Raw genomic sequence first — 2,674 nt, forward strand, 5'->3', positions numbered from 1 at the left:
ATATTCCTGGTTCTCTCTAACGGATATTCTCTTCCAGCCAAGATTTTTTCCTCCTAACTTATTTTCAGTGCAAAAGCATATGCACGGATTAGAACCTGTAGTGCGCGAACGCCTTGTTGGCCTCCGCCATCTTGTGCATATCCTCTTTCCTCTTGACCGCGGATCCGGTGTTGTTGGACGCGTCAAGAATCTCGTTCGCCAGTCTGTCCTCCATGGTCTTCTCGCTTCTCTTGCGGGAGAACATGGTGAGCCACCGCAGTCCCAGCGCCTGGCGCCTCTCAGCCCTCACCTCGATGGGCACCTGGTAGGTAGCGCCGCCGATACGCCTGGCCTTTACCTCCAGGACGGGCATGATATTGTTCATAGCCGCCTCGAATACCTCCAAAGCGGGCTTTCCGGATTTCTCCTCTACCTTGGCGAATGCACCGTATACAATCTTCTGGGCGACGCTCTTCTTGCCGTCAAGCATGATGTTGTTGATCAGCTTGGTCACTACCTTATTATTGTATAAAGGATCTGCCAATACATCTCTTTTCTGAATATGTCCCTTACGTGGCACGTTTCTTCCCTCCTTATCAATGAAATGCAGTACGCAGCCACCCCTGCCGGAGCATGGGCCGCCTCCCGCATCCTGTGCGGCTCGCCGCACGAAATAAATCATCGGTACTCACAAGTGTTTCCCCAAGTGTTCGCGCTGTCTATCTGTCCCCCGGGAGACAAAGGACAGCCTCCCGCCATTGTATTACACAGAATTCCAACACTTTCTTAGTTTCGTTATTGTGGACCAAAGATGACGCTTCACAAAGCAGCCTGTTTCTAAGAAGATTTTTTACTTCTAAGAAGATTTTTTACTTCTTTGCTGCCTTGGGCCTCTTAGCGCCGTACTTAGAGCGTGCCTGCTTCCTGTTGGCAACGCCTGCGGTATCAAGAGTACCACGGATGATATGGTATCTCGTACCAGGCAGATCCTTCACCCTGCCGCCGCGGACCAGGACGACACTATGCTCCTGAAGGTTGTGGCCTTCGCCGGGAATATAGCTCGTAACCTCGATTCCGTTGGAGAGACGTACCCTGGCCACCTTTCTGAGAGCCGAGTTGGGCTTTTTGGGGGTCAGCGTCTTCACCACGGTGCACACGCCGCGCTTCTGGGGTGCGGACTTGTCCGTCACCTTCTTGTGAAGAGAATTGTACCCTTTCTGCAAGGCAGGTGCCGTTGACTTCTTGACGGAAGTCTTGCGTCCTTTTCTGACTAACTGGTTAAATGTTGGCATTCTGTTTCACCTCTTTCTTGGATTGGCATTTGTTGTCTGCCATGCCTACGGCTGGATATCCGTGCATTTTTAGTTGCACAAAAAACACATCCGCACGCATGCTTTATCATTATAGCCACTTGCGGATGTGTTGTCAACAGTTTTTCGATATTATTTTAAAGCTTATTTTAAGGCCATTGTTTTAAGATTGGCCGCCCAGGCGCTTCACCGGTATCCAGATGGCGCTCTCATATCCTTCGCTCTCGGTATCCCCGCCGGAATACCACTCGATGTTGATATGGAACGCCGCCTCGAACTCTTTGTTCCCGGGGAGCCATTCGCTGAAGATCCGCGTGTTGACCGTCTGCAGCGCCTCCGGCATAGGCCCGATGCACCTGAATTTCGCCCACTCGCCGGCGGGGACTTCGAACACCTTCATCCCCTCTGGCACTTCGCCGCCCTGGTAGGCTCCGGCGATATAATAACGGAAATGTTCCATGTCCGCCTCATCCTCCACACAGACGCCGAACTCTCCTACCATGCACTCCGCCACGGTCTGCCGGACGGCTTCCTCCCCAGCCTCCCGGACCGCCTCCTGCCCGCAGTATTTCCCGCAGAATTCCTTCCAGAACCCTGGAATCTCCCGGTAGGCCTCCTCAAAGGAAAAAGTCCTCTCAAACCCGATCATCCTCATCGCTTCCCTTTTCTCAATCGTGAAATCCATTCTGCTGCCTCCTTTTACAGAAATCTCTACTATTAATGGAAGAAAGACCTTCAGGCGGTAGGGCTGGGCCCGCAGCTGCATGGGAGACAGGCCGTGGAAGCGCGCGAAGGCCCTGGTAAAGCCCTCCGGCGTATCGTACCCGTACTTGTATGCCAGGTCGATGACCTTCCCCTCTGCGCCGCGGCCGCCGCCAGAGCCGTTCCGCGCCCCTTCCCCGGACGCCTCCCGCCCCAGCACCTCCAGCCCGGCCAGGTACAGTCTGCGGTTGCGCAGGTACTCCCCGATCGTATAGCCCGTCACTATCTTAAAGCACTTCTGGAAATAAAAGGGAGACAGGTGCACCTCCCCGGCCACGTCCTCCGCCCCGATCTCCTGGAGCAGATGCTCCTCCATGTAGTCGATTGCCGTCCTCAAGCTGCTTAGCCAGTCCATTCTTCCTCCTCTGCCATCCGGTTCCGGATCCGGACGGCCATGTCAGCCGCGACTTCCTGTTCATAATATCATACCCGGCGGCAGAAGTCATGCCTTTTTCTGCCCGAAATTGTCCTGATCCGTCAATCTGTATTCTGTCCATACTTTTTGTTCCGTAAACCGATGGACAAATCCCCTCCAAAGGGGCATAATAAAGCTGTAATCCTATTTCACAAGACAGAACCACTGCGGAGGAGACGAATCATGAAAGTACTGTTCATCGGAAACA

3 protein-coding genes are annotated in these 2,674 nt (G+C 53.6%); all 3 read right to left on the reverse strand.

Annotated elements, in window-relative coordinates; genetic code table 11:
- Positions 1–88: 88 nt before the first annotated feature.
- The 3 genes from rpsG to Q2B33_RS23745 all read right to left on the reverse strand — a co-directional run bounded on the left by rpsG (position 89) and on the right by Q2B33_RS23745 (position 2,406).
- Positions 89–559, reverse strand: a complete 471-nt coding sequence (rpsG, locus tag Q2B33_RS23735) for a 30S ribosomal protein S7 (protein WP_296459604.1) — start codon at positions 557–559, stop codon at positions 89–91.
- A gap of 289 nt (positions 560–848) precedes the next feature.
- A complete protein-coding gene (gene rpsL / locus Q2B33_RS23740) occupies positions 849–1,271 on the reverse strand; it encodes a 30S ribosomal protein S12 (RefSeq protein WP_296459602.1) in 423 nt (140 codons plus the stop codon).
- A 181-nt stretch (positions 1,272–1,452) separates the two neighbouring features.
- Positions 1,453–2,406 (reverse strand): AraC family transcriptional regulator, encoded by a 954-nt coding sequence (locus Q2B33_RS23745; RefSeq protein WP_300570085.1) that lies wholly within the window; start codon positions 2,404–2,406, stop codon positions 1,453–1,455.
- Positions 2,407–2,674: the final 268 nt, after the last annotated feature.

The sequence above is a fragment of the uncultured Acetatifactor sp. genome (assembly GCF_948601915.1).
Lineage (GTDB): Bacteria > Bacillota > Clostridia > Lachnospirales > Lachnospiraceae > Acetatifactor.